This window comes from Streptomyces sp. NPDC058650 (assembly GCF_042717315.1).
Taxonomy (GTDB): domain Bacteria; phylum Actinomycetota; class Actinomycetes; order Streptomycetales; family Streptomycetaceae; genus Streptomyces.
Window position 1 is genome coordinate 42,409 of record NZ_JBHXRL010000023.1, and the last position, 26,289, is coordinate 68,697.

The 26,289-nt window shown below is 72.1% G+C and carries 25 protein-coding genes; 20 read left to right on the forward strand and 5 right to left on the reverse strand.

Annotated elements, in window-relative coordinates; all coding sequences use genetic code 11:
* Nucleotides 1–26 precede the first annotated feature (26 nt).
* The 8 genes from ACFWWU_RS30960 to ACFWWU_RS30995 all read left to right on the forward strand — a co-directional run bounded on the left by ACFWWU_RS30960 (nucleotide 27) and on the right by ACFWWU_RS30995 (nucleotide 8,731).
* Nucleotides 27–1,136, forward strand: a complete 1,110-nt coding sequence (locus ACFWWU_RS30960) for a quinone-dependent dihydroorotate dehydrogenase (protein ID WP_384150320.1) — start codon at nucleotides 27–29, stop codon at nucleotides 1,134–1,136.
* Nucleotides 1,133–1,969, forward strand: coding sequence for an orotidine-5'-phosphate decarboxylase (gene pyrF / locus ACFWWU_RS30965; RefSeq protein ID WP_384150323.1), 837 nt, complete (start codon nucleotides 1,133–1,135; stop codon nucleotides 1,967–1,969). The genes ACFWWU_RS30960 and pyrF overlap by 4 nt, the downstream gene beginning before the upstream one ends.
* Before the next feature lie 353 nt (nucleotides 1,970–2,322).
* Nucleotides 2,323–2,646, forward strand: a complete 324-nt coding sequence (locus tag ACFWWU_RS30970; protein WP_030008746.1) for an integration host factor — start codon at nucleotides 2,323–2,325, stop codon at nucleotides 2,644–2,646.
* A gap of 49 nt (nucleotides 2,647–2,695) precedes the next feature.
* Nucleotides 2,696–3,283 carry a guanylate kinase gene (gene gmk, locus ACFWWU_RS30975; RefSeq protein ID WP_317593769.1) on the forward strand — a complete coding sequence of 196 codons (588 nt, stop codon included), beginning with the start codon at nucleotides 2,696–2,698 and terminating at the stop codon, nucleotides 3,281–3,283.
* Nucleotides 3,284–3,347: 64 nt separating this feature from the next.
* Entirely contained in the window at nucleotides 3,348–3,620 is a 273-nt protein-coding gene (rpoZ, locus tag ACFWWU_RS30980; RefSeq protein WP_017242218.1) for a DNA-directed RNA polymerase subunit omega, read from the forward strand.
* Nucleotides 3,621–3,731: 111 nt separating this feature from the next.
* Nucleotides 3,732–4,943, forward strand: a complete 1,212-nt coding sequence (coaBC, locus tag ACFWWU_RS30985) for a bifunctional phosphopantothenoylcysteine decarboxylase/phosphopantothenate--cysteine ligase CoaBC (protein ID WP_384150328.1) — start codon at nucleotides 3,732–3,734, stop codon at nucleotides 4,941–4,943.
* Nucleotides 4,944–5,250: 307 nt separating this feature from the next.
* Nucleotides 5,251–6,474 carry a methionine adenosyltransferase gene (metK, locus tag ACFWWU_RS30990; RefSeq protein WP_384150331.1) on the forward strand — a complete coding sequence of 408 codons (1,224 nt, stop codon included), beginning with the start codon at nucleotides 5,251–5,253 and terminating at the stop codon, nucleotides 6,472–6,474.
* A gap of 127 nt (nucleotides 6,475–6,601) precedes the next feature.
* Nucleotides 6,602–8,731: a primosomal protein N' gene (locus ACFWWU_RS30995; RefSeq protein WP_384150334.1), complete on the forward strand. Its 2,130-nt coding sequence runs from the start codon at nucleotides 6,602–6,604 to the stop codon at nucleotides 8,729–8,731.
* A 107-nt stretch (nucleotides 8,732–8,838) separates the two neighbouring features.
* On the opposite strand, the gene ACFWWU_RS31000 is transcribed toward ACFWWU_RS30995, so the two are convergent.
* Nucleotides 8,839–9,360, reverse strand: a complete 522-nt coding sequence (locus tag ACFWWU_RS31000; protein ID WP_384150337.1) for a hypothetical protein — start codon at nucleotides 9,358–9,360, stop codon at nucleotides 8,839–8,841.
* A gap of 309 nt (nucleotides 9,361–9,669) precedes the next feature.
* Here ACFWWU_RS31000 and fmt point away from each other — a divergent pair, with 309 nt between their 5' ends.
* The 8 genes from fmt (at nucleotide 9,670) to ACFWWU_RS31040 (ending at nucleotide 17,225) form a co-directional block, all read left to right on the forward strand.
* Nucleotides 9,670–10,602: a methionyl-tRNA formyltransferase gene (gene fmt / locus ACFWWU_RS31005; RefSeq protein WP_384150340.1), complete on the forward strand. Its 933-nt coding sequence runs from the start codon at nucleotides 9,670–9,672 to the stop codon at nucleotides 10,600–10,602.
* Between the two features lie 260 nt (nucleotides 10,603–10,862).
* Nucleotides 10,863–12,275 (forward strand): RsmB/NOP family class I SAM-dependent RNA methyltransferase, encoded by a 1,413-nt coding sequence (locus ACFWWU_RS31010; RefSeq protein WP_384150343.1) that lies wholly within the window; start codon nucleotides 10,863–10,865, stop codon nucleotides 12,273–12,275.
* Between the two features lie 160 nt (nucleotides 12,276–12,435).
* Nucleotides 12,436–13,119: a ribulose-phosphate 3-epimerase gene (gene rpe / locus ACFWWU_RS31015; protein WP_384150345.1), complete on the forward strand. Its 684-nt coding sequence runs from the start codon at nucleotides 12,436–12,438 to the stop codon at nucleotides 13,117–13,119.
* A gap of 121 nt (nucleotides 13,120–13,240) precedes the next feature.
* The gene (locus tag ACFWWU_RS31020; protein ID WP_384150348.1) at nucleotides 13,241–14,290 is read left to right on the forward strand and encodes a sugar-binding transcriptional regulator; all 1,050 of its coding nucleotides are present in this window, start codon (nucleotides 13,241–13,243) and stop codon (nucleotides 14,288–14,290) included.
* A gap of 56 nt (nucleotides 14,291–14,346) precedes the next feature.
* Nucleotides 14,347–14,763, forward strand: a complete 417-nt coding sequence (locus ACFWWU_RS31025) for a ribonuclease domain-containing protein (RefSeq protein WP_384150351.1) — start codon at nucleotides 14,347–14,349, stop codon at nucleotides 14,761–14,763.
* Nucleotides 14,760–15,092, forward strand: coding sequence for a barstar family protein (locus tag ACFWWU_RS31030; RefSeq protein WP_384150354.1), 333 nt, complete (start codon nucleotides 14,760–14,762; stop codon nucleotides 15,090–15,092). Before ACFWWU_RS31025 ends, ACFWWU_RS31030 begins: the two co-directional genes overlap by 4 nt.
* A gap of 105 nt (nucleotides 15,093–15,197) precedes the next feature.
* Entirely contained in the window at nucleotides 15,198–16,640 is a 1,443-nt protein-coding gene (locus tag ACFWWU_RS31035; protein WP_384150357.1) for a GuaB1 family IMP dehydrogenase-related protein, read from the forward strand.
* 75 nt (nucleotides 16,641–16,715) lie between these two features.
* Complete coding sequence (locus ACFWWU_RS31040) at nucleotides 16,716–17,225, forward strand: GNAT family N-acetyltransferase (protein ID WP_384150360.1); 510 nt, start codon at nucleotides 16,716–16,718, stop codon at nucleotides 17,223–17,225.
* On the opposite strand, the gene ACFWWU_RS31045 is transcribed toward ACFWWU_RS31040, so the two are convergent.
* Nucleotides 17,197–18,210, reverse strand: coding sequence for a GDSL-type esterase/lipase family protein (locus tag ACFWWU_RS31045; protein WP_384150363.1), 1,014 nt, complete (start codon nucleotides 18,208–18,210; stop codon nucleotides 17,197–17,199). The genes ACFWWU_RS31040 and ACFWWU_RS31045 overlap by 29 nt on opposite strands.
* A gap of 419 nt (nucleotides 18,211–18,629) precedes the next feature.
* Between ACFWWU_RS31045 and ACFWWU_RS31050 the strand changes: the two genes are divergently transcribed.
* Entirely contained in the window at nucleotides 18,630–20,093 is a 1,464-nt protein-coding gene (locus tag ACFWWU_RS31050) for an amino acid permease (protein WP_384150366.1), read from the forward strand.
* Between the two features lie 10 nt (nucleotides 20,094–20,103).
* Complete coding sequence (locus ACFWWU_RS31055; RefSeq protein WP_030204433.1) at nucleotides 20,104–20,559, forward strand: Lrp/AsnC family transcriptional regulator; 456 nt, start codon at nucleotides 20,104–20,106, stop codon at nucleotides 20,557–20,559.
* An 81-nt stretch (nucleotides 20,560–20,640) separates the two neighbouring features.
* On the opposite strand, the gene ACFWWU_RS31060 is transcribed toward ACFWWU_RS31055, so the two are convergent.
* The gene (locus ACFWWU_RS31060; RefSeq protein WP_384150369.1) at nucleotides 20,641–21,198 is read right to left on the reverse strand and encodes a Repetin; all 558 of its coding nucleotides are present in this window, start codon (nucleotides 21,196–21,198) and stop codon (nucleotides 20,641–20,643) included.
* A gap of 291 nt (nucleotides 21,199–21,489) precedes the next feature.
* Here ACFWWU_RS31060 and ACFWWU_RS31065 point away from each other — a divergent pair, with 291 nt between their 5' ends.
* On the forward strand, nucleotides 21,490–22,296 hold the full coding sequence (locus ACFWWU_RS31065) for a carbon-nitrogen hydrolase family protein (RefSeq protein ID WP_384150372.1): 807 nt from the start codon (nucleotides 21,490–21,492) through the stop codon (nucleotides 22,294–22,296).
* A 58-nt stretch (nucleotides 22,297–22,354) separates the two neighbouring features.
* A complete protein-coding gene (locus ACFWWU_RS31070) occupies nucleotides 22,355–24,067 on the forward strand; it encodes a flavin monoamine oxidase family protein (protein WP_384150375.1) in 1,713 nt (570 codons plus the stop codon).
* 13 nt (nucleotides 24,068–24,080) lie between these two features.
* On the opposite strand, the gene ACFWWU_RS31075 is transcribed toward ACFWWU_RS31070, so the two are convergent.
* Together ACFWWU_RS31075 and ACFWWU_RS31080 are read right to left on the reverse strand one after the other, a co-directional pair.
* A complete protein-coding gene (locus ACFWWU_RS31075; RefSeq protein ID WP_384150378.1) occupies nucleotides 24,081–24,800 on the reverse strand; it encodes a DUF5995 family protein in 720 nt (239 codons plus the stop codon).
* A 72-nt stretch (nucleotides 24,801–24,872) separates the two neighbouring features.
* A complete protein-coding gene (locus ACFWWU_RS31080; protein WP_384150380.1) occupies nucleotides 24,873–26,273 on the reverse strand; it encodes a uracil-xanthine permease family protein in 1,401 nt (466 codons plus the stop codon).
* Nucleotides 26,274–26,289: the final 16 nt, after the last annotated feature.

Here is a 26,289-nt window from a genome sequence, read left to right on the forward strand (position 1 = left end):
TTCATGAGCACACCTGGATCTCCCGCATGTACAAGTTCTTCTTCCACCTGGTCTTCAAGCGCATGGACCCCGAGGAGGCCCACTACCTGGCCTTCCGCTGGATCCGCCTCGCCGCCCGCGTCCCGGTGCTTCGGACTCTTATCGCCGCGGTCCTCGCCCCCCGCCACACGGCGTTGCGGACCGAGGCTTTGGGGCTTCGCATGCACGGCCCCTTCGGTCTCGCCGCCGGCTTCGACAAGAACGCCGTCGCCATCGACGGCATGGCGATGCTCGGCTTCGACCACGTCGAGATCGGCACGGTCACCGGCGAGGCCCAGCCCGGCAACCCCAAGAAGCGCCTCTTCCGGCTGGTCCCTGACCGCGCCCTGATCAACCGCATGGGCTTCAACAACGAGGGCTCCGCCGCCGTCGCCGACCGCCTCCACGCGCGCGTGCCGGTCTTCAGGACCGTCGTGGGCGTCAACATCGGCAAGACCAAGGTCGTCCCGGAGGCCGAGGCCGCCGCCGACTACGTGAAGTCCACCGAGCGCCTCGCCGCGCACGCCGACTACCTGGTCGTGAACGTCTCCTCGCCGAACACCCCCGGGCTGCGCAACCTCCAGGCCACCGAGTCGCTGCGCCCGCTGCTCACGGCGGTACGCGAAGCGGCGGACCGCGCGGTCACCGACCGCCGGGTCCCGCTCCTCGTCAAGATCGCCCCCGACCTCGCCGACGAGGACGTCGACGCCGTCGCCGACCTCGCCCTGGAGCTCGGTCTCGACGGCATCATCGCCACCAACACCACCATCGCCCGCGAGGGCCTCGGCCTGACGTCCGACCCGGCTCTGGTCAAGGAGACCGGCGGCCTGTCCGGCGCGCCCGTCAAGGAGCGCTCCCTGGCCGTCCTGCGCCGCCTCCACGCGCGCGTGGGGGACCGGATCGTCCTGGTGGGCGTCGGCGGCATCGAGAACGCCGAGGACGCCTGGCAGCGCATCCTCGCCGGAGCGACCCTGATCCAGGGCTACAGCGCCTTCATCTACGAGGGCCCGTTCTACGCCCGCGCGATCCACAAGGGCCTCGCCGCGCGCCTCGCCGCCTCTCCGTACGCCACCCTCGCCGAAGCCGTCGGCGCCGACTCCCGAAAGGCCGCCAAGTGACCCTCTCCTTCGGTACCCGCCTGCGCTCCGCCATGGACGAGCGCGGCCCGCTCTGCGTCGGCATCGACCCGCACGCCGCCCTGCTCGACTCCTGGGGCCTGAACGACGACATCGCCGGCCTGGAGCGCTTCACCTTCACGGTCGTCGAGGCGCTCGCCGGCACCGTCGCCGTCTTCAAGCCGCAGGCCGCCTTCTTCGAGCGCTTCGGCTCGCGCGGCATCGCCGTCCTGGAGCGCGCCGTCGCCGACCTGCGCGCCGCGGGCGGCCTGGTCGTCATGGACGCCAAGCGCGGCGACATCGGCTCCACGATGGCCGCGTACGCGGAGGCGTTCCTGCGCAAGGACTCCCCGCTCTTCTCCGACGCGCTCACGGTCTCCCCGTACCTCGGCTACGGCTCCCTGAAGCCGGCCGTCGACCTGGCCCGGGAGTCCGGCGCCGGTCTCTTCGTCCTGGCGCTCACCTCGAACCCGGAGGGTTCGGAGGTCCAGCGGGCCGTCCGCGAGGACGGGCGCACCATCGGCGCGACCATGCTGGCGCACCTCGCCGAGGAGAACGCGGGGGAGACCCCCATGGGCTCCTTCGGCGCGGTCGTCGGTGCCACGCTCGGCGACCTGTCCTCGTTCGACCTGGACATCAACGGCCCGCTCCTCGCGCCCGGCATCGGCGCCCAGGGCGCGACCCCGGCCGACCTCCCCGCCGTCTTCGGCGCGGCCGTCCGCAACGTCGTCCCGAACGTCAGTCGGGGTGTTCTCCGTCACGGTCCGGACGTGTCCGCCCTGCGGGCCTCGGCGGACCGGTACGCGGACGAGATCCGCGCGGCCGTCGGCGCGTGAGGGCGTTTCCGCCGGGCTCGCGGTCAATCCGCAGGTCGGAGCGGATCGGCCCGGAGGATCGGCCGTGAACCGGCCGTGAATCGGTCCGGCGAGAGGAACCGTCTCTCCAGCCGTCTCGCTACTTGACGAAAACTTGGCTCAAAACCGGGTCGTTATGCCGGAAAAGTCCTGGTCGGTCGATGCTGACCAGGACTTTTCCGCTGTTCTCGCTGACTGGAGCGGCCTCGGCCGCTAGTCTCCGGGGCAGAGCAGGCGTTCAACGGCCACTCCGTTGCGCGTTGCTCCACTGGTGTGGGGCGCTGGGTTCCTCACCGGTCCGTATCCGACAGATCGACATCCGAGGTGACGTAGGCGTGGCTCTTCCGCCCCTTACCCCTGAACAGCGCGCAGCCGCGCTCGAAAAGGCCGCCGCGGCTCGCCGGGAGCGGGCCGAGGTCAAGAATCGACTCAAGCACTCCGGCGCCTCGCTCCAAGAGGTCATCAAGACCGGGCAGGAGAACGACGTCATCGGCAAGATGAAGGTCTCCGCTCTGCTCGAGTCCCTGCCCGGCGTGGGCAAGGTCCGCGCCAAGCAGATCATGGAGCGCCTCGGCATCTCCGAGAGCCGCCGAGTCCGTGGTCTCGGCTCCAACCAGATCGCCTCCCTGGAGCGCGAGTTCGGCAGCACCGGCGCCTGATCCGGGACACGCGTCCCGGGCACACCGGTAAAGCTGGAATAATCGCTGCATGGCAGCAGAGGTACGTCCGCGGTTGACCGTGCTCTCCGGCCCCTCAGGGGTCGGTAAGAGCACGGTCGTCGCTCATATGCGCAAGGTCCACCCCGAGGTCTGGCTCTCGGTGTCGGCCACGACACGAAAGCCCCGCCCCGGTGAGAAGCACGGCGTCCACTATTTCTTCGTCACGGACGACGAGTTCGACAAGCTGATCGCCAACGGTGAACTCCTCGAATGGGCCGAGTTCGCGGGCAACCGCTACGGCACCCCGCGAGGCGCGGTCCTCGACCGCCTCGACTCGGGGGAGCCCGTACTCCTCGAGATCGACCTCCAGGGCGCCCGTCAGGTCAAGGACTCGATGCCCGAGTCCCAGCTGGTCTTCCTGGCCCCGCCGAGCTGGGAGGAGCTGGTCCGCCGGCTCACCGGCCGCGGCACCGAGTCGCCCGAGGTCATCGAGCGCCGGCTGGCGGCCGCGAAGGTCGAACTGGCCGCCGAATCGGAGTTCGACACCACGCTCGTCAACACCTCGGTCGAGGACGTCGCCCGCGAGCTGCTAACGTTGATGCTGCTGTCTTCTGGGGACCCGGACATCAGTGGCTGACGCCACAGGCCCCCAGGCCCCACAGTGTTTGTCTGATCTTTTTTCCATCTTCGGAAGGTAGAGCGTGTCCTCTTCGATGACTGCGCCCGAGGGCATTATCAACCCGCCGATCGACGAGCTGCTCGAGGCAACCGACTCGAAGTACAGCCTCGTGATCTACGCGGCCAAGCGCGCGCGTCAGATCAACGCGTACTACTCCCAGCTCGGCGAGGGCCTGCTGGAGTACGTGGGTCCGCTCGTCGACACCCACGTCCACGAGAAGCCGCTCTCGATCGCCCTGCGGGAGATCAACGCGGGTCTGCTGACGTCCGAGGCCATCGAGGGCCCGGCGCAGTAAGCACGTAACGTCTGTCACCGAAGGCCCGGCGGAACAACCGCCGGGCCTTTGGTGTCTCATGGAGTCGTAGATCCGAGTGCGGGGAGTGTCCGAGTGCGGGGAGTGGCAGTGGTGACGAAGCCGAAGGTCGTTCTGGGCGTCAGCGGCGGCATCGCCGCCTACAAGGCGTGCGAGCTGCTGCGCCGGCTCACCGAGTCGGGCCACGACGTGCGCGTCGTGCCCACCGACTCCGCCCTCCACTTCGTCGGCGCGGCGACCTGGTCCGCGCTCTCCGGGCACCCCGTATCGACCGAGGTGTGGGAGTCGGTCCACGAGGTGCCGCACGTACGGATCGGCCAGGGCGCCGACCTCGTCGTCGTCGCCCCCGCCACCGCCGACATGCTCGCCAAGGCCGCCCACGGCCTCGCCGACGACCTCCTCACCAACACACTGCTCACCGCTCGCTGTCCGGTCGTCTTCGCCCCGGCGATGCACACCGAGATGTGGGAGCACCCGGCCACCCAGGAGAACGTGGCCACGCTGCGCCGCCGCGGCGCCGTCGTCATCGAGCCCGCCGTCGGCCGCCTGACCGGCGTCGACACCGGCAAGGGACGGCTGCCGGACCCCGCCGAGATCTTCGAGGTCTGCCGGCGGATCGTCGCGCGCGGCGTCACCACCCCCGACCTCGCCGGCCGCCACGTCGTGGTCAGCGCGGGCGGCACCCGTGAGCCCCTCGACCCCGTCCGCTACCTGGGCAACCGCTCCTCCGGCAAGCAGGGGTACGCGCTCGCCAGGGCGGCCGCCGCACGCGGGGCCCGGGTCACGCTCGTCGAGGCCAATACCGGCATCCCCGACCCCGCCGGGGTCGACGTGGTCCACGTCGGCACCGCGCTCCAGCTCCGTGAGGCCGTCCTCAAGGCCGCGGGGGACGCCGACGCCGTGGTGATGGCCGCGGCGGTGGCCGATTTCCGCCCGGCCGTCTACGCCTCGGGGAAGATCAAGAAGAAGGACGACGGGGGAGCGCCGACCGTCGAACTCGTCCGCAACCCCGACATCCTCGCCGAGCTCTCCGCCGACCGCGCCCTGCCGGGGCAGGTCGTCGTCGGCTTTGCGGCCGAGACCGACGACGTCCTCGCCAACGGACGTGCGAAGCTCCGCCGCAAGGGCTGTGACCTGCTCGTCGTCAACGAGGTGGGGGAGCGCAAGACCTTCGGCTCCGAGGAGAACGAAGCCGTCGTGCTCGCGGCGGACGGCGCCGAGACCCCCGTCCCGTACGGGCCGAAGGAGGCGCTCGCCGAGACGGTCTGGGACCTGGTCCTGCCGCTTCTGCGCCCCACGACCTGACGGATCCCGCCCCGCCTCGCCCGGCTGAAGGCGGGCGCGATCTTGGCGCGATGTCACCCTGCGGAGGCGCTCCGCGGGGTGGAAAACGCCGACCCGCGAGTGATTCCCGAGTGATTTACGCCCCACCGGAAGGGGCGCCCCCGCCGGGCCGGAGGCCGGTTCCGGTCACCGCCGACCATTCGCCAGGCGAGACACCTGGTCCATTGCCCGACCACGACCGATAGACTGTTCGTGGAACGTCGCGGGGCGCAGCCCCCTGCCGGTCCGTCACGAGTAGCCAGCAGCCGCTGCAACCCCAGGGAGCGTTGTGTCCCGTCGTCTGTTCACCTCGGAGTCCGTCACCGAGGGTCACCCCGACAAGATCGCTGACCAGATCAGCGACACCATCCTCGACGCACTGCTGCGAGAGGACCCCACCTCGCGCGTCGCCGTCGAGACGCTGATCACCACCGGCCTGGTGCACGTCGCCGGTGAGGTGACCACCAAGGCGTGGGCGGACATCCCCACCCTCGTCCGGAACAAGATCCTCGAGATCGGTTACGACTCCTCGAAGAAGGGCTTCGACGGCGCCTCCTGTGGCGTGTCGGTGTCCATCGGGTCGCAGTCCCCGGACATCGCGCAGGGTGTGGACACCGCGTACGAGAAGCGGGTCGAGGGTGCCTCCCAGAGGGACGAGGAAGACGAGCTCGACAAGCAGGGCGCCGGCGACCAGGGCCTGATGTTCGGCTACGCCTCGGACGAGACGCCCGAGCTGATGCCGCTGCCGATCCACCTCGCGCACCGCCTCTCGCGCCGCCTCACCGAGGTCCGCAAGAACGGGACCATCCCGTACCTGCGTCCCGACGGCAAGACCCAGGTCACCATCGAGTACGACGGCGACAAGGCCATCCGCCTCGACACGGTCGTCGTCTCCTCGCAGCACGCCTCCGACATCGACCTCGAGTCGCTGCTCGCCCCCGACATCCGCGAGTTCGTCGTGGAGCACGTGCTCGCGCAGCTCGTCGAGGACGGCATCAAGCTCGACACCGACGGCTACCGCCTCCTGGTGAACCCGACCGGGCGTTTCGAGATCGGTGGCCCGATGGGTGACGCCGGCCTCACCGGCCGCAAGATCATCATCGACACGTACGGCGGCATGGCCCGGCACGGCGGCGGCGCCTTCTCCGGCAAGGACCCGTCGAAGGTCGACCGGTCGGCCGCGTACGCGATGCGCTGGGTCGCGAAGAACGTCGTCGCCGCGGGCCTCGCCTCGCGCTGCGAGGTCCAGGTCGCCTACGCGATCGGCAAGGCCGAGCCCGTCGGCCTCTTCGTCGAGACCTTCGGCACGAACACCGTCGACACCGAGAAGATCGAGAACGCCATCGGCGAGGTTTTCGACCTCCGCCCGGCCGCGATCATCCGCGACCTCGACCTCCTCCGCCCGATCTACTCCCAGACCGCCGCCTACGGCCACTTCGGCCGCGAGCTGCCGGACTTCACCTGGGAGCGCACGGACCGCGTGGATGCACTGAGGAAGGCCGCCGGCCTGTAATTCCCGGAGTCCCGGAGTGTGAGAGCTCCCGGAACTCCCGGCTGCACGTCACGGAAGCCCGGTACCCCTTGGGGGTGCCGGGCTTCCGTCTGCCCGACTGTCGGTGCCGTCTGGTAGGTATGGGGCTGTGAGCAGCGAGAAGGAGAATCCCGACGGGCCCGAGCAGCTCGCGCTCATTCGGGAGACCGTGCGGAAGGCGAACGTGCCGAAGGCCAAGCCGCGGACCTGGCGAGGGGCCGCGCTGGCCAAGGAGCTGCCCGTCGCCCGGGTGGTCGTGAACAAGGGGGCGCTCCACCTCGACCAGTTCTTCGACTACGCGGTCCCCGAGGAACTGGACGACTCCGCCCGGCCCGGGGTCCGTGTCCGCGTGCGGTTCGGGGCGGGCGCGCACCAGGTGCGGAACGGGCGCCGCGAGGGCGGTCGGCTGATCGACGGCTTCCTCGTCGAGCGGCGGGCCACCTCCGACTACTCCGGGCCCCTCGCCGCCCTCGCCGACGTCGTCTCGCCCGAGCCCGTCCTCGGCCCCGAGCTGCTCGGCCTCGCCCGGGCCGTCGCCGACCGGTACGCGGGCAGCCTCGCCGACGTACTCCAGCTCGCCGTGCCGCCGCGCAGCGCCCGCGCCGAAGGCCGGACCTCTCCGGAGCCCCTCCCGCCGCCGCAGCCCCCGGAGCCCGGGAGCTGGACGCGGTACGAGCAGGGGGCGGCCTTCCTGGACTCCCTCGCGCGCGGCGGCGCGCCCCGGGCCGTGTGGAACGCGCTGCCGGGACCGTACTGGGCCGAGGAGATCGCCCGGGCCGTCGCCGCGACCCTGGCCTCCGGCCGGGGCGCGCTCGTCGTCGTACCGGACGGCCGGGCGGCCGGGCGGGTCGACGCGGCGCTGACCGAGGTCCTGGGGCCGGGGCGGCACGCGCTGCTCACCGCCGAGGCGGGCCCCGAGAAGCGGTACGGGCAGTGGCTCGCCGTCCGGCGCGGTGCGGTGCGGGCCGTCGTCGGCACCCGGGCCGCGATGTTCGCCCCCGTACGGGACCTCGGCCTCGTCGTCATCTGGGACGACGGCGACGGCAGCCACAGCGAGCCGCACGCCCCGCAGCCCCACGCGCGCGACGTACTGATCCTGCGCGCCACCCACGACCGGTGCGCCTTCCTCCTCGGTGGCACCAGCTGCACCGTCGAGGCGGCCCAGCTCGTCGAGTCCGGCTGGGCCAAGGCGCTGACCGCCGGACGCGAGCAGGTCCGCAGGGCCGCCCCGCTGATCCGGACCGTCGGCGACGGCGAGCTGGCCCGCGACGAGGCCGCGCGCGCCGCCCGGCTGCCCTCGCTGGCCTGGCAGGCCGTACGGGAGGGGCTGAAGACCGGGCCGGTGCTCGTCCAGGTCCCCCGGCGCGGATACGTCCCCCGGCTGGCGTGCGAGCGCTGCCGGACGCCCGCCCGCTGCCGCCACTGCGCCGGGCCCCTGGAGGCCCCCGAGCAGCAGGAGCTGCGCTGCGGATGGTGCGGGAGCGGCGCTCCCGACTGGCACTGCGTGGCGTGCGGCTCGAACCGGCTGCGGGCCCAGGTGGTCGGCGCGCGGCGCACGGCGGAGGAGCTGGGCCGGGCGTTCCCCGCGGTGCCCGTCCGGACCTCGGGGCGTGACCACATCCTGGACACCGTGCCCGGGCGGCCCGCGCTCGTCGTCTCCACCCCCGGCGCCGAACCCGTCGCCGAGGGCGGTTACGCGGCCGCGCTGCTGCTCGACGGCTGGGCCATGCTCGGCCGGCCCGACCTGCGCGCGGGCGAGGAGGCCCTGCGCCGCTGGATCGACGCGGCCTCGCTGGTGCGGGGCCAGGCCGAGGGCGGCACCGTGGTCGTGGTCGCCGAGCCGACGCTGCGGCCGGTCCAGGCGCTCGTCCGCTGGGACCCGGTGGGGCACGCCCAGCGGGAGCTGGCCGAGCGGGCCGAGCTGGGCTTCCCGCCGGTCTCCCGGATGGCTGCGGTGTCCGGTCCGCCGGAGGCCGTCGAGGGGTTCCTCGCGGTGGCGGGGCTGCCGGGCGACGCGGAGGTCCTCGGTCCGGTGCCGCTGCCGGTGGTCCGTCCCGGCGGGCCGCGCCGGCCCGGTGACCCGCCTCCCGGCGAGCAGTGGGACCGCGCCCTGGTCCGGGTGCCGCCGGGCAGCGGGGCTGCCCTGGCGGCGGCCCTCAAGCAGGCCAGGGCAGCCGGGCTCGCGCGCGGCGGAGGCGAACCCGTGCGGATCCGCGTGGACCCGCCGGACATCGGCTGAGGCCGGTCGGCGTCGGCTGGTACGCGCGTCCGCTGGTACGCGCGTCGGCCGGTACGCGCGACGGCCGCCGGCCCCGGTGGGGCGGCGGCCGTCGGAGGCTCGGCGGGTCAGCCGTTGCGCGGGCCCGGGAAGGCCGACGGACGCGGGTCCTCGCGGAGGGTGGCGCTGCCCGAGGTGGGCTGCGGCGGCATCGAGCGGGCGGCGGGCACCGAGGGCAGGGCGCGGGCCACGCCCGGCTCCGTACCGTGGTCCTGCTGCTCCGCGACGATGCCCGGCTGGGGCGCGCGCCGGGCACCGTAACGGCGGTGGACGGCCTGCTTGGTGACACCGAGCGCGGAACCCACCGCGTCCCACGAGAATCCGAGCGAGCGGTCGAAGTCGACCGCCGCGGTCACCAGGGTCTCGACGCTGTCCCGCAGCTCCTGGGCGAGGCGTACGGTCGGGGCGGGCGCGCGCCCGTAGACGACGAAGCCCGTCGACGGGCCGGAGCGGCGGGGACGGTAGACATTGCCCAGCTGGGCCGTGAGCGTGCGCAGTGCGTCCACCTGCCGCCGGACCCGCTCGATGTCCCGCACCAACAGGTGCAGGCTCGCCCGGGCTTGGGCGTCGTGGGTTGCGTGGTCGGCCATGTGAAAGCCTCTCGAACCGGCGTGTAAAAGGGGCGGGTCGCAGGGGGAGCGGCGACCCGATTCGGTCAATCTCTCTTGACCAACGCGCCACCGGGAGTTGGGTCACGCTGCGGGGGCGTACACGCATATGCGCGGGGCGCTCGCCCTCACGTACGCCCCTGGGGGTGCCTGGCCGATCGGGCCGGGCTCGCGACAAGACACTCCCCGGGGATGGCGGGCGGTCCGGTCCCCACGCCACCCCCTGGCGCCTGCCGTCCTAGACTGGTGCGTCGCTCGCAACGCTCCCGGACAGACAGGCAGCCGCCACCCATGAAGCTCGTCTTCGCAGGCACCCCCGAGGTCGCCGTACCCGCCCTGGACGCCCTGCTCGCCTCCGGCCGGCACGAGGTGGCCGCCGTCGTCACCCGCCCGGACGCCCCGGCGGGGCGCGGCCGGCGGCTCGTCGCCAGTCCGGTGGCCCAGCGGGCCGAGGAGGCCGGGATCGAGGTCCTCAAGCCGGTCAAGCCCCGCGACGAGGACTTCCTCGCCCGGCTCCGGGAGATCGCCCCGGACTGCTGCCCGGTCGTCGCCTACGGCGCGCTGCTTCCCAAGGTCGCCCTCGACATCCCCGCCCGGGGCTGGGTCAACCTCCACTTCTCGCTGCTGCCCGCGTGGCGCGGCGCGGCGCCGGTCCAGCACTCCCTGATGGCGGGCGACCAGGTGACGGGCGCGTCCACGTTCCTGATCGAGGAGGGCCTCGACTCGGGCCCGGTCTACGGGGTCGTCACCGAGGACGTCCGTCCGACCGACACCAGCGGCGACCTGCTGACCCGGCTCGCCTTCGCGGGTGCCGGACTGCTCGCAGCGACCATGGACGGCATCGAGGACGGCAACCTCAAGGCCGTCCCGCAGCCCGTCGAGGGCATCACCCTCGCCCCGAAGATCCAGGTCGAGGACGCGCACGTCGACTTCGCGGCCCCCGCCCTGCGGGTCGATCGCGTGGTCCGCGGCTGCACCCCGGCGCCCGGCGCCTGGACCGTCTTCCGCGGCGAGCGCCTCAAGCTGATCCAGGTCACCCCGCTCCCGGACCGCACCGACCTGGCCCCGGCCGAGCTCTCGGTCGGCAAGAACAACGTGTACGCGGGCACCGGCTCGTACGCCGTCGAGCTCCTCTGGGTCCAGCCCCAGGGCAAGAAGCCGATGAAGGCCGCCGACTGGGCCCGCGGCGTCCGCATCGCGCCGGGCGAGCGACTGGGCGTCTAGGGTCTGTCGTTTGGATGAGGCCGGATCAGGGAGCGGGGTCTGGTGGCGTGCATCGCAAGGCGGAGGAGGGAGTCGACGCGGAGCGTCGGCGAGTGACGACAACGCGGCGAGGCGCGGTGCCAGGCGCCGCGAGCCCGGCATGATCCAAACGACAGGCCCTAGCCCCTGGCGGGCGGCAGGATCGCCCCGGGCGCGGGTGGGGGCGCGGCGGACGTAGTCTTGGGGGGTTCGACCTCTTCATTTCGTCACGCGGAGCACCTTTGAGCGAGCAGGCAAGTCGCCGTCCCCACAAGCCCTACCGGAGGCCCCAGAAGGACCCCGTCCGGATGCTCGCCTTCGAGGCGCTGAGGGCGGTGGACGAGCGCGACGCCTACGCCAACCTGGTGCTGCCGCCGCTCCTCAAGAAGGCCCGGGAGAAGGGCGACTTCGACGGGCGCGACGCGGCCCTCGCGACCGAGCTCGTCTACGGGACGCTGCGGCGCCAGGGCACGTACGACGCGATCATCTCCGCCTGCATCGACCGGCCGCTGCGCGAGGTCGACCCGCCCGTGCTCGACGTGCTCGCGCTCGGCGCCCACCAGCTGCTCGGCACCCGCATCCCCACGCACGCGGCCGTCTCCGCCAGCGTCGAGCTCGCCCGGGTGGTGCTCGGCGACGGGCGGGCCAAATTCGTGAACGCCGTGCTGCGGAAGATCTCGCAGCAGGACCTGGACGCCTGGGTGGCGCAGGTCGCCCCGCCGTACGACAAGGACGCCGAGGACCATCTCGCCGTCGTCCACTCGCACCCCCGCTGGGTCGTCTCGGCGCTCTGGGACGCCCTCGGCGGCGGCCGCGCAGGCATCGAGGACCTCCTGGAGGCCGACAACGAGCGCCCCGAGGTCACCCTCGTCGCCCGCCCCGGCCGCTCCACCACCGAGGAGCTCGCCGCGGTCACCGAGACGCTGCCGGGCCGCTGGTCCCCGTACGCCCTCCGGATGGCCGAGGGCGGCGAGCCCGGCGCCATCGAGGCGGTCAAGGACGGCAGCGCCGGTGTCCAGGACGAGGGCAGCCAGCTCGTCGCCCTCGCCCTCGCCAACGCCCCGCTCGAAGGGGCCGACGCCCGCTGGCTCGACGGCTGCGCGGGACCCGGCGGCAAGGCCGCCCTCCTCGCCGCCCTCGCCTCCGAGCGCGGCGCCGCGCTCCTCGCCTCCGAGAAGCAGCCGCACCGCGCCCGGCTCGTCGAGCGCGCCCTCGCCGGCAACCCCGGCCCGTACCAGGTCATCGCGGCCGACGGGACCCGCCCGCCGTGGCGCCCCGGCTCCTTCGACCGGGTCCTGATGGACGTCCCCTGCTCGGGTCTCGGTGCCCTGCGCCGCCGCCCCGAGGCCCGCTGGCGCCGTCGCCCCGAGGACCTGGACGGTTTCGCCCCGCTCCAGCGCGGACTGCTCACGGAGGCCCTGCGGGCCGTGCGCGTCGGCGGGATCGTCGGGTACGCGACCTGCTCGCCGCACCTGGCCGAGACCCGCGTGGTCGTCGACGACGTCCTGAAGAAGGTCGGCGGCGCCGAGCTGATCGACGCCCGTCCGCTGCTGCCCGGCGTGCCGGCGCTCGGTGACGGCCCGGACGTCCAGCTCTGGCCGCATCTGCACGGCACGGACGCCATGTACCTGGCGCTGCTGCGCCGCACGGCCTGACGGCCGGGACCCTCAGGGGCACCGCCCCTTCGATCACCTGACCGCATTCTCCCGGTCCGTCCCGATCCATGGCTCGTCGCTTCGTACCGAAATTGGTCTGGACCGGATCCGAAACGGCTCAGCGGCAAAGAAGTACCCGAGAACGTGGGAGGCTTGGCACATGGCGCAGATCAACCCCAGCATCCTGTCCGCGGACTTCGCCCGGCTCGCCGAGGAGGCGAAGGCCGTCGAGGGTGCCGACTGGCTGCACGTCGACGTGATGGACAACCACTTCGTGCCCAACCTGACGCTGGGGGTGCCGATCGTCGAGTCGCTCGCCCGGGCGACGGGGACGCCGCTCGACTGCCACCTCATGATCGAGGACCCCGACCGCTGGGCGCCCCAGTACGTCGAGGCGGGCGCCGGGTCGGTGACCTTCCACGTGGAGGCCGCGGCCGCCCCCGTGCGGCTCGCGCGGGAGATCCGGGCCAAGGGCGCGCGTGCCTCGATGGCGCTCAAGCCGGCCACGCCGATCGAGCCGTACGAGGACCTGCTCCCCGAGCTCGACATGCTGCTGATCATGACGGTCGAGCCGGGCTTCGGCGGCCAGGCCTTCCTCGACATCATGCTGCCCAAGATCCGCCGCACCCGTGAGCTGATCTCCAAGCACGGTCTGGAGCTGTGGCTCCAGGTCGACGGCGGGGTCGCCGAATCCACGATCGAGCGGTGCGCCGAGGCCGGCGCCGACGTGTTCGTCGCGGGCTCGGCGGTCTACGGCGCCGCGGACCCGGCGGCCGCCGTGGCCGCGCTGCGGGCCCGCGCCGAGACCGCGACGGCCTCCGCCGCGTGGGCATGTGGCCACTGAGCCTCCGCCGGATGAACGCGGCCCGTCGGGCCGCCGCCAGGGCTGATCAAGGCCCGCCGGATCTGACAGGATGAACGGCGAGTCCAGAGTGTGAACGACAGCCGTATGTGAACAGCGGTACGTGAACAGCAGTGAGGAGATCGCGGTGGCCGGTATGTCGGCGGGACGGGCAGCCCTGCGGATGGGCCCCGCGGAGCTGGTGCAGGCGGCGGCCATGGCCCGCCGCTTCTACCTCGAGGGCAAGTCCAAGATCCAGATCGCCGAGGAGTTCGGCGTCAGCCGCTTCAAGGTGGCGCGGGTCCTGGAGACCGCCCTGGAGCGCGACCTCGTGCGCATCGAGATCCGCGTGCCGGCCGAGCTGGACGCCGAGCGCTCCGACGCGCTCCGCGCCCGCTACGGACTCCGCCACGCCGTCGTCGTCGAATCCCCGGCGGAGGCCGCGGAGGAGTCGCCCGACCCGGAGAACCTCGGCGAGGTCGCGGCCGACCTGCTCGGCGAGCTGGTCACCGAGGGCGACGTCCTGGGCCTCGCCTGGGGCCGCTCCACCATCCACATGGCGGCGGCGCTCGACCGGCTGCCGCCCTGTACGGTCGTGCAGCTCACCGGCGTGTACGACGCCGGGACCGCCGAGCGCGGCTCGGTCGAGGCCGTACGGCGTGCCGCCCAGGTCTCCGGCGGCGAGGCGCACCCGATCTACGCGCCCATGCTGCTCCCGGACCCGGCGACCGCCGCGGCCCTGCGCGGCCAGACCGGCATCGCGCGGGCCTTCGAGTACTTCGACAAGGTGACGGTCGCCTGCGTGTCCATCGGCTCCTGGGAGCCGGGCATCTCGACCGTCCACGACATGCTCTCCGACGCGGAGCGCGCCCACTACGCCTCGTTGGGCGTCGCCGCCGAGATGTCCGCGCACCTCTTCGACGCCGAGGGCCGCCGCGTCGGCCGCGACCTGGGCGAGCGGTGCATCACCGTCGAGGCGGACCGGCTGCGGCGCATCCCCGAGGTCGTGGCGATCGCCGGCGGGCAGCGCAAGGCGGCGGCGATCGGGGCGGTCCTCCGCTCCGGACTCGTCACCAGCCTGGTGACGGACCGCGCCGCGGCGGACTACCTGCTGACCGAGTCCAGCCCGGGCACGCACCCGGCGCTCGACCGGACGGACCCCGACGGCAGCTGAGCCGTCACCGCGAGGTCCGAGGGGCCGGCGACATTCCGTAACGGTATGTTCGGGACATGTTGCTCCGGCCCCTTCGTGTGCTCCTCGGGCTCGTCCTGTGCGTCTTCCTGGCCGGATGCTCCTCCGCGAGCGACACGGCCCCGACGGCGAGGGGCACGTCGGCCCCCGCGGCCACCGGGACGGCCGGCGTCTCGGGACTGCCCACCGTGCGGGCGGCTGACCTGCCGCCCGAGGCGCGGCGGACCCTCGACCTCATCGCACGCGGCGGCCCCTACCCGTACGCCAAGGACGGCGCCGTCTTCTCGAACTTCGAGCGGATCCTGCCGCGGAGGGAACGCGGTCACTACCGCGAGTACACCGTGAAGACCCCCGGCGAACGCGACCGCGGGGCGCGTCGGATCGTCACCGGGCGGGACGGCGAGATCTACTGGACCGACGACCACTACGAGACCTTCCGGGAGGTACTCGGATGAGACTCGACGACCCCGTCGTCCTCGATCTGGCCGGAGTCACGGACAAGGCCGCCCTCATGGACCGGTGCGCCGTGGCCCTCGCGCTGCCCGCGTGGTTCGGCCGGAACTGGGACGCCCTGGCCGACTGCCTGACCGATCTCCCCGAGCCCGTCGTCCTCGTCGTCACCGGCTGGCAGGGATACGCAAGGACGCGTCCCCGCGAGTGGCAGACCGCGCAGGAGGTCTTCGCCACGGCCGTCGACGAGCGCCCCGACCACCTCTCGGTCCTCCTCTCCCTGGGGGAGGGCTTCGTAGGATCCGACGAAGCGCCTGCCGCAAGCCTCGGATGATTCGCCCGGGGCTGGTATTCGTACAGGCGTGGGACAATGAACTACGTGCTTTTTCCCCTGGCTGAAATGCCTAGGGGCCGATCCGAACGACTGGGATGTCAGCACGTGCGTTTCCTCAATGACGTCAAGCCGCCCTACGACCTGACGTACGACGATGTGTTCATGGTGCCGAGCCGCTCGGCCGTCGGTTCCCGCCAGGCGGTGGACCTCTCCTCGCCGGACGGAACCGGTACGACGATCCCGCTGGTCGTCGCCAACATGACCGCCATCGCCGGCCGTCGCATGGCCGAGACCGTCGCCCGCCGCGGCGGCCTGGTCGTCATCCCCCAGGACATCCCGATCGAGGTCGTCACCGACGTCATCTCGTGGGTCAAGAGCCGCCACCACGTGCTCGACACCCCGATCGTCCTGGAGCCCCACCAGACCGTCGCCGACGCGCTCTCCCTGCTGCCGAAGCGGGCCCACGGCGCCGGTGTCGTCGTCGACGAGAACCGCCGCCCGATCGGTGTCGTCACCGACGCCGACCTGTCCGGCGTGGACCGCTTCACCCAGCTGTCCGAGGTCATGTCGAAGGACCTGCTCCTCATCGACGCCGACATCGAGCCGCGCGAGGCGTTCAACACGCTGGACCACGCCAACCGCCGCTACGCCCCGGCCGTCGACGAGGACGGGCGCCTGGTCGGCATCCTGACCCGTAAGGGCGCCCTCCGCGCGACCCTGTACACCCCGGCCACCGACGCCGGGGGCAAGCTGCGCATCGCCGCCGCCGTCGGCATCAACGGCGACTTCGTGGGCAAGGCCAAGCAGCTCCTCGACGCGGGCGTGGACACGCTCGTCATCGACACGGCGCACGGCCACCAGGAGTCGATGATCGCCGCGATCAAGGCCGTGCGGGCGCTCGACCCGCAGGTCCCGATCGTCGCGGGCAACATCGTCGCCGCCGAGGGCGTCAAGGACCTCATCGAGGCGGGCGCCGACATCATCAAGGTCGGCGTCGGCCCCGGCGCCATGTGCACCACCCGCATGATGACCGGCGTCGGCCGGCCGCAGTTCTCGGCCGTCCTGGAGTGCGCGGCCGAGGCGAAGAAGTACGGCAAGCACGTCTGGGCCGACGGTGGCGTCCGGCACCCGCGCGACGTCGCCATGGCGCTCGCCGCCGGCGCGTCGAACGTGATGATCGGCTCCTGGTTCGCCGGGACGTACGAGTCCCCGGGCGACCTCCAGCAGGACGCCAACGGGCGGCTCTACAAGGAGTCCTTCGGCATGGCCTCCGCGCGCGCCGTCAAGAACCGCACGAGCGAGGAGTCCGCCTACGACCGCGCCCGCAAGGCGCTGTTCGAGGAGGGCATCTCCACCTCCCGCATGTTCCTCGACCCGACCCGTCCGGGCGTCGAGGACCTGATCGACTCGATCATCGCGGGCGTCCGCTCCTCCTGCACCTACGCCGGTGCCGGCTCGCTCGCCGAGTTCGAGGAGAAGTCCGTGGTCGGCATCCAGTCCGCCGCCGGCTACGCCGAGGGCAAGCCGCTGCACGCCAGCTGGAGCTAGTACCTCACCGCCGTACGCCGTGGGCCCCCGGGAAAACCCTCCCGGGGGCCCACGGCGTTCCCGTACCGTCGGCGCATGGACATCAGGCCCTGCCGCGCCGAGGACGTGCCCGTCCTCGACCGCCACATCCCCGCCCCCGGGGCGCCGAGCCGCCACGCGGACCGGTTCGCGCGCCAGGAGGCCGGGGCCGGGACGTACCTCCTCGCGTGGCGCGACGGCGTGCCCGTCGGTCATGGGCAGGTGCGCTGGGACGGCTGCGCCGCTCCCGAGGTGCGGGCCGTGGTCGGCGACTGCCCCGAGTTCAACGGCCTGGACGTGTGGCCCGAGGAGCTCCGCGGGCAGGGCATCGGGACGGCGCTGGTCCGCGCGGCGGAGGGGCTCGTACGGGAGCGCGGCGGGGCCGCTCTGGGGCTCGGCGTGGCCCACGACAACCCGCGGGCGGCGGCGCTGTACGCGCGGCTCGGCTACGAGCCCGTCGTCACCTACACCGACCGCTACGGCCGGACGGACGCGGCGGGCCGCGCGCACGCGTGCGCGGACGCGTGCACCTTCCTGGTCAGGCCGCTGGCGGTACCGGGCGGCTGACCGGCACATGGGGGCGTAAGACCTCCGCCACCGCCGCCGCGATCCTGGCGTGACCTCCGTCGTTCGGGTGCAGGCCGTCCGCCAGGTGCTCGGGGCCGAGCAGGGAGCGCCCAGGGAGGACCAGGAGCCGGCCGTCACCCTCGGCCGCCAGGTCCCGGCCGGCGCGCTCCATGGCCCTGCGCAGCTCCGTGAGGGTGGCACCGAGGACGTTGCGGGTGTGCTCGGCCTCCGGGCGCAGGACGGGCGAGACGATCAGCAGCGGGGTGTCCGGATGGCCCCGGCGGACCAGACCGACGAACGCCCGGACGGTCGCGTACAGCCAGTCCGCCGTAGCGGGCACCCGGGACCAGCAGTTGGTGCCGAAGGCGAGGGTGACCATCTCGCCCGGGAGCCGCGCGAGGTGTTCGGCGAGGGGGAGCTCGCCGCGCGCCCCGCCCGCGTACCCCAGATTGACCGGGTCGAGCCCGAGCAGCCGTCCCGCCGTGGCGGGCCAGGAGTGCGCGGGACGGGTCGCCCACCAGCCCTCGGTGATCGAGTCGCCGTGGACGAGCCAGCGGGGCAGGACCGGGGCGGGGGAGAGGCGGCCGCCGACGGCACGCAGGGCCAGCGGGACCGGGGACTGGCCCTCGGGGAGGTGGACGGTGAAGACGCCGCCGTACGGGGGCAGGGGGAGGCTCACCGTGCCCTCCGATGCCGGGACGGCGCAGGTCTCGCCGACGAGCCGCCGACCCTGCCAGAGCGCGAAGCAGTGGCGCAGCGCGGCGAGCGGGTCTTCCGGTGCCGGGACGGCCGCGCGGTAGCGCAGCTCCACCGCCCGCGTCCCGGGCTCCGCCGTGAACTCGATGCGTACGCCGATGGGCAGCGCGGCCCTCTCGGCGATGTCCCACGGGAGCCGCTCCAGGTCGGCCGGATCCGCCCGTACGGGCCGGTCCCCGTCGAGCCAGGCCGTGCCGCGCAGGAAGGGCGCCGGGGCGAGCCAGCCCACCGAGGCCTCCGATCGTGGGTGTCCGGGGGCTCGCAGCGTGGGTCATGGGGCACGCGGAGTCAAGACACGTGCCCGCGCGCGTGAGGAGTCGACCGGGCCGGCGCACGCGCGCGGGGAGCGCCCCGGCCTGGGCCCCCGGCACGCGCGCCGGGTGGGCCCTCAGGACCCCAATGTGCCGATTCATGCAGGGGCGCGCAATGTTTCCCCGTCTGCGCCGCGAGCACGCAATGATCATCCGGTAGTGCGCAACAACCCTGCATTACGACTGCGAACCTCAGCCCCTTAGGCTCGTGCCCCGTACCAGGAGTGGCGGCGACCGCCTGCTCGGCGGTTCCCCTCCCCGTGGGCTTGTTTCGGCACGCCCACGTGCCGCCGTGGGTCGTCCCACCGCCTACAGGCAGCGATAAGGAGCCTCCGCAGTGCTGGACCACGGCGCAGCCCCACCGGTCGTCGACTCGACCACCCCCAAGACCTCCGCGCTCGGCGCACTCACCCGGCGTAAGCCGGTGGAACGCCTGGTCATGGAGGGTGGGCAGGGTGAGGGCGGCAGCCTCCGCCGCTCGCTCTCCATGTGGCAGCTGACCATGATCAGCATCGGTGCCACGCTCGGCACCGGCATCTTCGTCGTTCTCGGTGACGCCGCCCCCAAGGCCGGCCCCGCCGTGACGATCTCCTTCGTGATCGCGGGCCTGACCGCCCTCTTCTCCGCCCTGTCCTACGCGGAGCTGGCCGGGTCGGTGCCCGTCTCCGGATCCTCGTACTCGTATGCGTACGCAACGATGGGCGAGCTCGTCGCCTGGGTCTGCGGCTGGTGCCTGGTCCTGGAGTACGGCGTCTCCGTCGCGGCGGTCGCCGTCGGCTGGGGCGAGTACCTCAACGAACTCCTCGACGGCACCCTGGGGGTCACCATCCCCGAACAGGTCTCCTCCCCGATGGGCGAGGGCGGCTTCATCAACCTGCCCGCGCTGGTCGTCGTCCTGCTCGCCATGGTGTTCCTGATGCGCGGCGCCAAGGAGAGCGCCCGGATCAACTCGATCATGGTCGCGGTGAAGATCGTCACGCTGCTGCTCTTCATCGGCATCGGCTTCCTGGGCATCAAGGGTGGCAACTACACCCCCCTCGCCCCGCTCGGCATCATGGGCATCAGCGCCGGTGCCGCCACCCTCTTCTTCTCGTACATCGGCTTCGACGCGGCCTCCACCGCCGGTGAAGAGGCCAAGAACCCCAAGCGCGACCTGCCCCGCGCGATCATGCTCTCGCTGCTGATCGTCACCGTGCTCTACGTCCTCGTCGCCTTCGTCGCCGTCGGCGCCATGCCGTGGCAGGACTTCGAGGACACCGAGGCCGCGCTCGCCCAGATCATGACCGACGTCTCGGGGCACACCTTCTGGGGCGTCGTCCTCGCCGCGGGCGCCGTCGTCGCCATCGCCTCCGTCGTCTTCGCCGTCCTCTACGGCCAGACCCGCATCCTCTTCGCCATGTCGCGCGACGGGCTCGTCCCCAGGGTCTTCGCCAGGGTCGACGCGAAGTCCGGCGCCCCCCGCGCCAACGTGGTGATCGTCTCCCTCTTCTGTGGCACCCTCGCGGCCTTCATCCCGCTCGGCAAGCTCGCCGACGCCACCAGCATCGGCACGCTCTTCGCCTTCGGCCTCGTCAATGTCGCCGTCGTCATCCTGCGCAGGACCCGCCCCGACCTGCCGCGCACGTTCAAGGTCGCGCTCTTCCCGATCACGCCGATCCTCGGCCTGCTCGCCTGCGGCTACATGATGTTCAGTCTGGACATGGCCACGTGGATCGTCTTCGGTGGCTGGATGGTGGCCGGCCTCGTGTTCTACTTCCAGTACGGCATCCGCCGCTCCCGACTGGCCGCATCAGAGAAGTGATCCACCCGCAGTGCGACTGAACGACCTCGACGAACGCATCGTCCACGCCCTCGCGGAAGACGCCCGCCGCAGCTACGCCGACATCGGCTCGCTCGTCGGTCTCTCCGCGCCCGCCGTGAAGCGGCGCGTGGACCGGCTCAGGGCCGAGGGCGCCATCACCGGATTCACCGTACGGGTGGACCCGGCGGCGCTCGGCTGGGAGACCGAGGGCTTCGTCGAGATCTACTGCCGCCACAACACCTCGCCGAACGACATCAGGCGAGGTCTGGAGCGGTACCCCGAGGTGGTGTCCGCGTCGACCGTCACCGGTGACGCGGACGCCGTCGTCCAGGTCTTCGCCTCGGACATGCGCCACTTCGAGCGCGTCCTGGAACGCATCGCGGGCGAGCCCTTCGTGGAGCGCACCAAGTCCGTCCTGGTGCTCTCGCCGCTGCTGCGGCGCTTCTCCTCGGGCTCGCCCGCGTAGCCCGGCGGGGCATGGGCGGTCGGGGCGGTGCGGGCCGTGGTTCCCGCACCGCCCTTCGCCCGCCCACCCCCGTGGGGCGGTCTACTCGGTCGGGTAGTCGAGCTGCCAGGGCAGCACCTTGAAGTCACCGGTGCCCCGCTGCACCTTCTCGAAGGGGGCGGAGCTCAGGCACGGCGGAACCTCCAGGTTCGTGTCGCGCCCGACCCAGCTGTAGCCCAGACGGTCGCGCTTGCCGTCGTCGTGCACCGAGATCCCGACGCGCTTGTTCCGGAAGGCGTCCACGTCGGTCTCGGTCACGACGCCCGTCACCACGGCCACCTTGCCGCCCGTGGTGAGGCAGTCGACCTTCGCCACCGCGTAGCCGCCCTTCCCGTCCTTGTAGTGGCTGAACCGGAAGGTGCCGGTCGCGGCCTGCGGATCCTTGTTGTCCTTCGCCGCCAGATGCGCGTCGAAGGAGAACGTGATGTCGTCACCGGCCGGCCGGTACAGCTTCGCGGTGCCGGTCAGCGCGGCGGCCTCCTTGACGGCGGCCGTGGCAGCGGCCGGGGCGGGAGCGTCGTCCGCCGCGGCGATGCCCCCGGCCCCCAAGGTGAGCAGAACGGCGGCGGCGACGGCGACGGTCTTCGTGCGACGGTTCATGGTTTCCCGGTCCTTTCGGCAGGTCGTCCGGCAGGTCTTCCGGACGACCACCACTCTTCCGCGCGGACCGCGCCCGGGCGTCGCGCCGCAGGACGGTTCCCGTCTCCGCCGCACGGCGGGGGAGCCCTGCGACCGTGGTCGGAGCCGTACGCAACGAATCACCGCCGCACCCTCCGATCGCGCAACGGTTCGACGGTCGGTCCGCAACGCTGCCGTCTTGTCCCGGGAGAGTCCGAAACCGTACCGTTTTTGACGTCTCCCTCCCCCCCATCAGACCCTTGAGGATCGCCGATGCCCGCGCTGCGCACCGCCCTGCTCCAGAGTTCCGGACAGCCCGGTGACGTGGCCGCCAATCTCGCCGTCCTCGAGGAGGCCGCCGGCCGTGCCGCGGCCACCGGCGCCGGTCTCCTGATCGCCCCGGAGCTCTTCCTCACCGGGTACGCGATCGGTGACGACGTCCCGAAGCTCGCCGAGCCCGCCGACGGCCCCTCCGCGCGCGCGATCGCCGCGATCGCCGTCCGCCACGGCCTCGCGATCGTCTACGGCTACCCGGAGCGCGACACCGAGCAGCACGGCGTGCTGTACAACTCCTCGCAGCTCATCGGCGCCGACGGCACCCTCATGGCGAACTACCGCAAGACCCACCTCTTCGGCTGCTTCGAGCAGAAGTGGTTCACCCCCGGCGAGCGGACCGTCGTGCAGGCCGAGGTCGACGGCGTCCGCGTCGGCATGCTGATCTGCTACGACGTCGAGTTCCCGGAGAACGTCCGCGCCCACGCCCTCGCCGGCACCGACTTCCTCGTGGTCCCGACCGCGCAGATGCACCCCTTCCAGTTCGTCGCCGAGTCCGTCGTCCCCGTCCGCGCCTTCGAGAGCCAGATGTACGTGGCGTACGTGAACCGGACCGGCCCCGAGGGCGAGTTCGAGTTCGTCGGCCTCTCCACCCTCGCCGGCCCCGACGGCACCGCCCGCGCCCGCGCCGGCCGCGGCGAGGACCTCGTCTTCGGCGAGGTCGACCCCGACTTCCTGGCGGCCTCCCGCGAGAACAACCCGTACCTCGCCGACCGCCGCCCCGGGCTCTACGGCTCCCTCGTCTGAGCAGCCCCCACCCCCGACCTGCCTCGTCTTTCTTTTCCGTGCAAGGAGTCCGTACCCCATGACGTCCACGGTGCCCACGACCGCCGTCCCCCACAGCGACGGCCAGCCGCCGATCACCATGTTCGGTCCGGACTTCCCGTACGCGTACGACGACTTCCTGGCCCACCCGGCCGGTCTCGGCCAGATACCGGCCACCGAGCACGGCACCGAGGTCGCCGTCATCGGCGGCGGTCTCTCCGGCATCATCGCCGCGTACGAACTCATGAAGATGGGCCTCAAGCCCGTCGTCTACGAGGCCGACCAGATCGGCGGCCGGCTGCGGACCGTCGGCTTCGAGGGCACCGCCACCGAGGGCCTCACCGCGGAGATGGGCGCGATGCGCTTCCCGCCCTCCTCGACCGCGCTCCAGCACTACATCGACCTCGTCGGCCTGGAGACCAAGCCCTTCCCGAACCCGCTCGCCGAGTCGACCCCCTCGACCGTCGTCGACCTCAAGGGCGAGTCGCACTACGCCACCACCGTCGACGACCTCCCGCAGGTCTACCGCGACGTGATGAACGCGTGGAACGCCTGCCTGGACGAGGGCGCCGACTTCTCCGACATGAACCAGGCCATGCGCGAGCGCGACGTCCCGCGCATCCGCGAGATCTGGTCGAAGCTCGTCGAGAAGCTCGACAACCAGACCTTCTACGGCTTCCTCTGCGAGTCGGAGTCCTTCAAGTCCTTCCGGCACCGCGAGATCTTCGGCCAGGTCGGCTTCGGCACCGGCGGCTGGGACACCGACTTCCCCAACTCCATCCTGGAGATCCTCCGCGTCGTCTACACCGAGGCGGACGACCACCACCGCGGCATCGTGGGCGGCTCGCAGCAGCTGCCGCTGCGCCTGTGGGAGCGCGAGCCGGAGAAGATCGTCCACTGGGCGCAGGGCACCTCGCTCAGCTCCCTGCACGAGGGCACCCCGAAGCCGGCCGTGACCCGGCTGAACCGGACCGCCGGCAACCGGATCACCGTCACCGACGCCTCCGGCGACATCCGTACGTACCAGGCGGCGATCTTCACCGCCCAGTCCTGGATGCTGCTCTCCAAGATCGCCTGCGACGACTCGCTCTTCCCGATCGACCACTGGACGGCGATCGAGCGCACCCACTACATGGAGAGCTCGAAGCTCTTCGTGCCCGTGGACCGGCCGTTCTGGCTGGACAAGGCCGTCGACGACAGGGGCAATCCGACGGGCCGGGACGTCATGTCGATGACGCTCACCGACCGGATGACCCGCGGCACGTACCTCCTGGACGATGGCCCGGACAAGCCGGCCACCATCTGCCTCTCGTACACCTGGTGCGACGACAGCCTGAAGTGGCTGCCGCTCTCCGCCAACGAGCGGATGGAGGTCATGCTCAAGTCGCTCGGCGAGATCTACCCGAACGTCGACATCCGGAAGCACATCATCGGCAACCCGGTGACGGTCTCCTGGGAGAACGAGCCCTACTTCATGGGCGCCTTCAAGGCGAACCTGCCGGGCCACTACCGCTACCAGCGCCGCCTGTTCACGCACTTCATGCAGGAGCGGCTGCCCGAGGACAAGCGGGGCATCTTCCTCGCGGGCGACGACATCTCGTGGACGGCCGGCTGGGCCGAGGGCGCGGTGCAGACGGCGCTCAACGCGGTGTGGGGCGTGATGCACCACTTCGGCGGCGGCACCGACGCCACCAACCCGGGACCGGGCGACGTCTACGAGGAGATCGCCCCGGTCGAGCTGCCGGAGGACTGAGTCCCCGTACGGGTCACGGCCTGGTGAGCGGCGTGAGCAGCATCCGCCCCACCAGGCCCACCGACCGGTCGAGGCGTTCGGTGAACTCCCCGGCCAGCTCCGGCAGCCCGCGCAGCTGCCACAGCGAGCGCGCCGCGAGCCAGGCCCCTTCGCGGGCCCGGTCCAGGCTCCAGCAGCCGAGCAGATGCGTCAGCGGGTCCGCGATCTCCAGGAGGTCCGGGCCCGGCATCAGTTCCTCCCTGATGCGCTCCTCCAGGAGGAGGAGGATGTCGCCGACCCGGTCGAACTCGTCCTCCAGGTCGGCGGGCGCGCACTCCAGGAGACGGCACGTGTCGACCACCGCGAGCGCCAGGTCGTGGCCCACGTGTGCGTTGATTCCGGCGAGCGCGAACTGCAGCGGACGTACGCCGGGATGGCGCCGGTAGTGGAAGAGCGGCCGCCAGCAGGCGGGCGCCGGGCCGCCGGTGGCGACGGTGTCGACCGCCGTGAGGTAGCGCTCGGCGAAACGCACGTCGAGGGTGGCGGCCGCCGTGCGGTCGGCGAAGGTGCCCGCGTCGATGGCGTGACCGATCTCCTCGGTGACCGTCAGGTACACCCGGTTGAAGACGGCGACCCCGTCGGCCGGATGCCAGGTGGAACGGAGTGTCCGCATCCGGTCCACCACGGGGTCGACCGCCTGGAACGGCCCGAGGTGGTGAGCGAGGGGTTGCCCGATCTGCTGGGTCTGCGCCATAGGGGCAGGTTTCCAGTCGCCGGGCCGGGAGGGAACTCCCTGGGCCCGGCTTACCCAGAACGGGCGAATCACTCAGTTCTTCGACAGCGGATCCTCGGCGGAGGTGCTCTCGTACGAGCTGGTTCCGGAGTCCAGGAGGGGCTCCTGCTCCTTGAGGTGGGCCGGGGCGAAGGCCCGCAGCACGTGGTAGCCCGTGATCACGACGATGGTGCCGAGCGCGATGCCGCCCAGCTCGAAGGTGTCGGTGAAGGTGAGCTTCACGCCGCCGACGCCGATGATGATGCCGGCGGCGGCCGGGACCAGGTTGAGCGGGTTGCGCAGGTCGACCTTGGCATTGATCCAGATCTGGGCGCCGAGCAGGCCGATCATGCCGTAGAGGATCACGGTGATGCCGCCGAGGACCCCGCCGGGGATGGCGGCGACGACCGCGCCGAACTTCGGGCAGAGGCCGAAGAGGAGCGCGAAGCCGGCCGCGGCCCAGTAGGCGGCGGTCGAGTAGACCCGGGTGGCGGCCATGACGCCGATGTTCTCGGAGTACGTGGTGTTCGGCGGGCCGCCCACGGCGGTCGACAGCATCGAGGCGGCGCCGTCGGCGGCGATCGCGGTACCGAGCCGGTCGTCCAGGTTGTCGCCGGTCATCTCGCCGACGGCCTTGACGTGCCCGGCGTTCTCGGCGATCAGCGCGATGACCACGGGCAGGGCGACCAGGATCGCGGACCACTCGAAGCTCGGCCCGTGGAAGGAGGGCAGGCCGATCCAGTCGGCCTGCGAGACGCCGGAGAGGTCGAGCCGCCAGTGGTCGGTGACCTGACCGCTCGGGGACATCGAGTGGATCTTGCCGAAGACGAGGTCGAAGACCCAGGAGATGCCGTAGCCGAAGATCAGACCGAGGAAGATCGCGATCCGGGACCAGAAGCCGCGCAGACAGACCACGGCCAGACCGGTGAACAGCATCACGAGGAGCGCCGTCCACTGGTCCTGCGGCCAGTACGTCGACGCGGTGACCGGGGCCAGGTTGAAGCCGATCAGCATGACGACGGCGCCGGTCACGATCGGGGGCATCGCCGCGTGGATGATCCGCGCGCCGAACTTCCGTACCGCGAGACCCGCGAGGAAGAGCACCGCGCCGACGACGAGGACCGCGCCGGTCACGGTGGCGCTGGTGCCGCCCGAGGCACGGATGGCGGCGGCGACACCGACGAAGGAGAGCGAACATCCCAGGTAGGACGGGACGGTGCCGCGGGTCGCGAGGAGGAAGATCGCGGTCGCGACACCGGACATCATGATCGCGAGGTTCGGGTCCAGACCCATCAATACCGGGGCGACGAAGGACGCCCCGAACATGGCGACGACGTGCTGGGCGCCGAGGCCGACGGTGCGGGGCCAGGAGAGCCGCTCGTCCGGCCGGACGACGGCCCCGGGAGCGGGTGTTCTCCCGTCGCCGTGCAGGGTCCAGCGCACGCCGAGGTTCATGAGGTCGCTCCCGTTC